The 6,449-nt window shown below is 66.0% G+C and carries 7 protein-coding genes and 1 tRNA gene; 3 read left to right on the forward strand and 5 right to left on the reverse strand.

Annotated features, from left to right (window positions below; translation table 11 throughout):
* Positions 1-9: 9 nt before the first annotated feature.
* Genes ACFDR6_RS34370 through ACFDR6_RS34380 form a run of 3 tightly spaced genes read right to left on the reverse strand, consistent with a single transcriptional unit; the run spans position 10 to position 2,890 of the window.
* Positions 10-453, reverse strand: a complete 444-nt coding sequence (locus ACFDR6_RS34370) for a GNAT family acetyltransferase (RefSeq protein ID WP_375861064.1) — start codon at positions 451-453, stop codon at positions 10-12.
* Positions 450-1,877 (reverse strand): FAD-binding oxidoreductase, encoded by a 1,428-nt coding sequence (locus ACFDR6_RS34375; protein WP_375861065.1) that lies wholly within the window; start codon positions 1,875-1,877, stop codon positions 450-452. Before ACFDR6_RS34375 ends, ACFDR6_RS34370 begins: the two co-directional genes overlap by 4 nt.
* Before the next feature lie 23 nt (positions 1,878-1,900).
* Positions 1,901-2,890, reverse strand: a complete 990-nt coding sequence (locus ACFDR6_RS34380) for an L-threonylcarbamoyladenylate synthase (RefSeq protein ID WP_375861066.1) — start codon at positions 2,888-2,890, stop codon at positions 1,901-1,903.
* Between the two features lie 68 nt (positions 2,891-2,958).
* Here ACFDR6_RS34380 and ACFDR6_RS34385 point away from each other — a divergent pair.
* Positions 2,959-3,035: transfer RNA gene (locus ACFDR6_RS34385), tRNA-Pro, on the forward strand.
* A 391-nt stretch (positions 3,036-3,426) separates the two neighbouring features.
* Positions 3,427-4,389: a tripartite tricarboxylate transporter substrate binding protein gene (locus ACFDR6_RS34390; protein WP_375861067.1), complete on the forward strand. Its 963-nt coding sequence runs from the start codon at positions 3,427-3,429 to the stop codon at positions 4,387-4,389.
* Between the two features lie 26 nt (positions 4,390-4,415).
* Here the strand turns inward: ACFDR6_RS34390 and ACFDR6_RS34395 are convergent, their stop codons facing one another.
* Both ACFDR6_RS34395 and ACFDR6_RS34400 read right to left on the reverse strand, forming a co-directional pair.
* A complete protein-coding gene (locus tag ACFDR6_RS34395; protein WP_212089476.1) occupies positions 4,416-4,742 on the reverse strand; it encodes a hypothetical protein in 327 nt (108 codons plus the stop codon).
* A gap of 174 nt (positions 4,743-4,916) precedes the next feature.
* Complete coding sequence (locus ACFDR6_RS34400) at positions 4,917-5,306, reverse strand: hypothetical protein (RefSeq protein WP_249153406.1); 390 nt, start codon at positions 5,304-5,306, stop codon at positions 4,917-4,919.
* Between the two features lie 109 nt (positions 5,307-5,415).
* Between ACFDR6_RS34400 and ACFDR6_RS34405 the strand changes: the two genes are divergently transcribed.
* Positions 5,416-6,375: an N-carbamoyl-D-amino-acid hydrolase gene (locus ACFDR6_RS34405; RefSeq protein ID WP_212089478.1), complete on the forward strand. Its 960-nt coding sequence runs from the start codon at positions 5,416-5,418 to the stop codon at positions 6,373-6,375.
* Positions 6,376-6,449: the final 74 nt, after the last annotated feature.

Below are 6,449 nucleotides of genomic sequence, written 5' to 3' on the forward strand. Positions count from 1 at the left end.
GGCGGGATCTCAATTATTCGGCGTGGTCGCGCGGTCGTCGAGCCACTTCTGGAACATCACGGAGGTCGAGAGCTCGAAGCCCAGCGAGCCGTAGAATGCATTGGCCGCTTCATTCTCGCGGCGGACCAGCAGCTGCAGCTTCGAAATTCCGGCCGCGCGCAGCCAGTCCTCGGCCGCGGCCATGATGACACGGCCATAGCCGCGCTTCTGGCAGTCTGGATCGACCGCGACGTAATAGACCCAGCCGCGGTGGCCGTCATGGCCGACCATGATCGTGGCGACGATCGCGCCGCCCTCGCGGCCGATCAGCACGGTGGAATTGTCGCGCCGCCGTGCCAGCGCGATATCGGCATGCGGATTGTTCCAGGGCCGCGTCAGGCCGCAGCGCTGCCAGAGTGCGACGACCATCTCGACATCGGCATCCTTGATCGGCTCGATCGCGAGCGCGCTCACAGCACCTTCCCCGGATTCATGATGCCGAGCGGATCCAGCATCGCTTTGATCGCGCGCATCAGCTCGATCGCGGTCTTGTCCTTGACGTCGGGCAGCTCGTCGCGCTTGAGCACGCCGATGCCGTGCTCGGCCGAGATCGAGCCGCCCATGCGCAGCACGATCGCGAACACCACCGCGTTCATCTCGTGCCAGCGCGCCAGGTAATCGGCCGTGTCGGCACCGACCGGCTGGCTGACATTGTAGTGCAGATTGCCGTCGCCGAGATGGCCGAACGGCACCGGCCGCGCGCCGGGGATCAGCTTCACCACGGCCGCATCAGCCTCCGCGATGAATTCGGGCACGGCCGCGACCGGCACGGAGATGTCGTGCTTGATCGAGCCTCCCTCCGGCTTCTGCGCCGAAGACATCTCGTCGCGCAGCTTCCAGAAGCCGGCGCGCTGGGCGAGGCTCGCCGCGATCACGGCGTCGTCCACGATCTCCTCCTCCATGGCGCGGGTCAGGATCGTCTCCAGCGGCGTGCGGGCATCCTCGCCGGGGGAGGACAGTTCCATCAGCACGTACCAGGGATGCTTCGCCTCAAGCGGATCGCGCACGTCGATGCCGTGCCGCACCGAGAAGTCCACCGCCATCTCCGACAGCAGCTCGAAGCTCGTCAGCGCATTGGCGGCTTCGCCCTGCGCGATCGTGAGCAGCTTCAGCGCCGCCGCCGGCGATGTCAGCCCGACGAAGGCGGTCTCGACCGCCCGCGGCTTCGGAAACAGTTTTAGGGTCGCCGCCGTGATGATGCCGAGCGTGCCCTCCGCGCCGATGAAGAGGTTGTGCAGATTGTAGCCGGTGTTGTCCTTCTTCAGTTTCGACAGCGTGTTCAGCACGCGTCCGTCGGCCAGCACCACTTCAAGCCCCAGCGCCATCTCGCGCGCGACGCCATAGGCGAGCGCGGCGGTGCCGCCGGCATTGGTGGAGAGATTTCCGCCGATGGTACAGCTTCCCTCCGCGCCCAGCGAGAGCGGAAACAGCCGGTCCACCTCGGACGCTTTTTGCTGCGCGATCTGCAGCACCACGCCCGCTTCGACCGTCATGGTGTTGGAGGCAGTGTCGATCTCGCGGATCTTGTCGAGGCGCCGCAGCGACACGACGACCTCGCCATTGTGCGGCGTCTGGCCGCCGACGAGCCCGGTGTTGCCGCCCTGCGGCACCAGCGCGATGTTGTGCGCGGAAGCGAGCTTGCAGATCTCCGAGACCTCCGCCGTCGAGCCCGGGCGCAGCACCAGCGGTGAGCGGCCGTGGAAGAGATTGCGCTCCTCGGCGAGGTAGGGCGCGATGTCATTCGCATCGGTGATGGCATGGCGTTCGCCGACGATCTTGCGGAATTGTTCGATCAACTCGGGCGCAAGCGGCGGGGGGGCGGATGGATTGACGTTCATTCTCGTGTCTCTTCTCAAGCTTCTTATCGCGCCACCGCGGCCCGGCGCAGCCGGTCGTTGATCGCTTCGCCAAGTCCCTCTTCGGGCACCGTCATCACCGCGATCGCCCGCGGGCCCTTCGCGTCGAGGCTCCGAAGATAGCCGAACAGATTGGCGGCGGCTTCATCGAGATCAGCGGTGGGCGACAAATTCATGACGGCGCTGGCGGCGTCAATGCCGGGCAGCCGCGCGGGACCGAATGCCAGCAGCGCCTCGCCCGGCGCCACCTCACGCGCATCGAGCCGCACAGGAGCGCGCGGCGCGTAATGCGAGGCCAGCATGCCCGGCGCCAGCGGCTGGCTGTCGTCGCTTCCAGCTTCCATCGGCGGCCGCGCCAGGGGCGCGCCGAGCACCGCCTCGATCCGTTCGCGTGAGAGCCCGCCGGGCCGCAGCAGCATCGGCGCCTCGAAGCAGCCGACAATGGTCGATTCAACGCCGACCTCGACCGGCCCGCCGTCAATGATGAGGTCGATCCGTCCCGATAAGTCGCTCTCGACATGGGCGGCCAGCGTCGGCGAGACGTGGCCGGAGATGTTCGCGGACGGCGCCACCACGGCCCCGCCGAAGGCGCGCAGAATGGCCTGCGCGACGGGGTGGGCGGGAATACGGATCGCGACGGTGTCGAGGCCGGCCGTAGCGAGATCCGCCACGGGACAGCCGTCGCTCTTCGGCACCACCAGCGTCAGCGGCCCCGGCCAGAACGCCTCGGCGAGATTCAATGCGCGCGCGTCGAACCGTCCGATCCGCCGCGCGGCTTTGAGGTCAGCGACATGCGCAATCAGCGGATTGAACGCCGGCCGCCCCTTGGCGGCGTAGAGATGGGCGATCGCCGTGGCATTGGCGGCGTCCGCCCCGAGCCCGTAGACCGTCTCGGTCGGAAACGCGACCAGCCCGCCGGCGGCCAGGGCCCTGGCGGCAGCCTCCGCGCCGGCCGCGCCAGCTGGCAAAATCAGTGTTTCAAGGCCCGTTTTCACAGGGACAAAATTCCTCATCTCGGCCGCTTGCGGTGCGCCAAACCCGACGCTATAAGCCGGCCTCTTGTCGGAGTGTGGCTCAGCCCGGTAGAGCACTGCGTTCGGGACGCAGGGGTCGCAGGTTCGAATCCTGCCACTCCGACCATTCTTCCAAAAGTCGACGTTTTCCAGAGGCTTGGCCGACCGGCCGCCGGCGCCTCGGAACGCCTTTCTGCAACGATTTTCGGGGCGGGTCCACGGCCGATTTGGCCGGGCAGGGGCGCTTGTTCCGGCGGCATGGCTTGCCATGGGGCGATCCCGAGGGGAAGCGTTGCGAGGTGGATCAGAGGACACCGCGCCGCCCTCATGGAGTCGAAGCGCCGTCCCTTTGATGCGACCGCAATGACCTCACGAAGCGCCGCGTCCCACCGCATACCTGTGCTCGGGATAACCGGTTGCTCTTCGGTCAGGCCGACGGCTAGATGAGTGCACATTCGATTGCGCGTTCGAGAGCGCGATCGGCCAATAAGAAAAGGCTGGAAATCATGAACAAGAAAATGCTGGCGCTCGTCGCAGCTTTTGGCTTCGCCGCCTGCGGATCAGCGTGGGGGGCGTGGCCGGACGACAAGCCCATCGAAGTCGTGGTCGGCTTTGCGCCCGGCGGCGGCACCGATGTCATGGCGCGTAAGCTCCTGCCCTTTGTCGAGCGCGCGCTTGGCGGCAAGGCGAAATTTGTCGTCCTGAACAAGCCCGGCGCCGGCGGAGAGATCGCGTTTACCTCGATCGCGCGCGGGGCGCCCGACGGCTATGCGATCGGTGTCGTCAATGTGCCCGGCTACAACTTCCTGCCCATGACCCGCAAGACCCAATACACTACGGACGAGATTCGGCTGGTCGCACGGGTCGTCGAAGATCCGAATGTGATCGTGGTGCCGGCGAGCAGCAGATTCGGCGATCTGCCGGCTGTCATTGCTGCGCTTCGCAGCAAGCCCGGGTCGGTGAGCTTCGGTCACAATGGTGCCGGAACGAACGGTCATCTGGCCATTCGCATGCTCGCGGCCGTCGCGAAGGTCGAGCCCAACGAAATCTCCTACAGAGGAACGGCGGCGCAGCGCACCGATCTGTTGGGTGGGCATCTGGACGTCGGGATGGTCACGCTCAGCGAGATTCCCGAGCTGCATGGTACCAACAAGGGACCACTTCGCGTCATCGCGATCCTGTCGAAGAAGCGCTTTGCAGCCCTGCCCGACGTTCCGACGGCAGAAGAGATGGGCTTACCGGTCATGACGACGGCCGAGCGCGGTTTTGCTGTCCCCAAGGGCGTTCCAGACGAGATCGTCAAGAAGCTGGAAGCCGGGATCGCGGAGGGCCTGCGTAGTCCGGAATACCTGACGGGGTCGCCCGGGGATGAGCCGGTGATCGCCTTCATGCCTGGCGCGGAGTGGCAGAAACGTCTCGACGAGATGTCCGAGACCCTGCGTCCTTTCGCCGAGCAGATGCGGGCAAGCGAACAGAAGTAACTCTGTTGCGAGCGGCTGTGGCGCGGCTACCTTCGCGCCACCAGCATCCCCACCAGAAACGCCACCATCAACGACGGCAGCGGCGCCTCGCGCACCATGTCGCGCACGACGTCCGGCCAGTGCTGCTCCGGGACCAATCTTGGCGAGCGCACGTTCGGCGTCGGCTCGATGCCCCAGTGTGATGCGAGCTCGGCGATCTCGCTTTGCGCGAGGCGCACGTCGTCGCGGACGCGGAAGATGGCGGCTTCGGCGCGTTCGCGCGGCGCGAGCTGCATCAGCGTCGCGATCGCCGTGCGCAACGTCATCTCGCCAAAACCTTGCAGGCGCACCTGCTCCTCGGGGTCGGACGTCATGCGAAATCCCTCACAGCGCCGCTGCGCGCAGCACCAGCGTGGAGACCGCGCCGGCCACGCCGCGCGCGAGGTCGGCTCGCGTCAGGTGCTTGGCCATGATCGCGCTCCATGCCCTCAAGGAAATGGCGGGCGTGGAGCTTGGTTCCCTGGCACGCCGGCGAACCGCCGCCGGACTTACTTCCGCAGCAGCTCGCTCAACGCCGCCGTCGCCTCGGCGCAGCGGATGTCGTCGATCTCGCGCGACAGGCTGAGCGCGCTCGTTCTCAGCTCTTCGAGCGTCCAGCTATCCGGATGTTGGCTTTCGAGCTGAGCCAGACGCTTGTTCAGATCGTCTAGTTTCGATTGGAGCTGCCCGGTGCTGGCGTTCCCATTCACTTTCCAAACGCGTTGTGCACGCATCGTCGTTCCCCTGATCGTCTCACGGCCTTGTGAGAGCGGTTCGTGGCCGGAATGGGAGTTTGTTTTGTCCGGCTTCAGACGGTGGGGAACCGTTGCAAATTCGCAACGAAGTTCCGGATTCCGCGAGCGACCCGCGGCCAGCCGCACGATGATACCCGCAGGCACGGAATTTGATTGTGTCCTATCCTGACGATGGGCGAGCCGGCCTGTGCGCGCGGTGCGGCGCTCGATAGGCTCAGGCCCGAACGCGCTCCGGGACATGAGGGAACGACCCGTGCCGAGATTTGTAACTGTCGCAGCCGGCCAGCTTGGCCCGATCGCGAGGACCGAGACCAGGGTCGAAGTGGTGGCCCGGCTGATGGCCTTGATGCGCGAGGCGAAGGCCTGCAGCTGCGACCTGATCGTCTATCCCGAGCTCGCGCTGACGACGTTTTTTCCGCGCTGGTACTTTGAGGATCAGGCCGAGATCGACGGCTTCTTCGAGCGCGAGATGCCGGGCCCGGAGACGCGAGGCCTGTTCGATCTGGCACGCGAGCTCGGGATCGGCTTCTGTCTCGGCTATGCCGAGCTGACGGTCGAGGCCGGAATTGTCAGGCGCTACAACACGTCCATCCTCGTCGACAGAAGCGGCACGATCGCCTTGAAGTATCGCAAGGTCCATCTGCCCGGCCATGCCGAGCACGAGCCGTGGCGCAAGTTTCAGCATCTGGAAAAGCGCTATTTCGAGCCCGGCAGCGGCTTCGACGTCGCCAGCGCGTTCGGCGGCGTGATGGGGATGGCGATCTGCAACGATCGCCGCTGGAGCGAGACCTATCGGGTGATGGGTCTGCAGGGCGTCGAGATGGTGATGATCGGCTACAACACGCCGGTGCACAATCCGCCCGCGCCGGAGCATGACGATCTCTCGCTGTTTCACAACCACCTGGTGATGCAGGCCGGCGCCTACCAGAACGGCACCTTCGTGGTCGGCGTCGCCAAGGCCGGTCTCGAGGAGGGTGTGGACCACATCGGCGGCAGCTGCATCATCGCGCCCTCGGGCGAGATCATCGCGCGATGCGCGACCAAGGGCGACGAAGTCGCGCTGGCGCGCTGCGATCTCGATCTCTGCAATTCCTACAAGCGCACCACCTTCAATTTCGACGTCCACCGCCAGCCCCAGACCTATGGGCTGATCGTGGAGCGCAAGGGGGTGACGACGATGGCGGATGGAATGCCGGCGCGGGCGAGGGAGTAGCGAGGGAGTAAGGCTCTCATCCGGGCTACCGCTCCAATACCGTCGCCTGTGTCGGCCTCTGTCAACCCACCTGC

The organism is Bradyrhizobium tunisiense (genome assembly GCF_042263385.1).
Lineage (GTDB): Bacteria > Pseudomonadota > Alphaproteobacteria > Rhizobiales > Xanthobacteraceae > Bradyrhizobium > Bradyrhizobium tunisiense.

Coding starts and splice junctions, on each gene's coding strand:
- ACFDR6_RS34375 (WP_375861065.1), bottom strand. CDS start 1,877: ATGAACGTCAATCCATCCGCCCCCCCGCCGCTTGCGCCCGAGTTGATC.
- ACFDR6_RS34390 (WP_375861067.1), top strand. CDS start 3,427: ATGCTGGCGCTCGTCGCAGCTTTTGGCTTCGCCGCCTGCGGATCAGCG.
- ACFDR6_RS34395 (WP_212089476.1), bottom strand. CDS start 4,742: ATGACGTCCGACCCCGAGGAGCAGGTGCGCCTGCAAGGTTTTGGCGAG.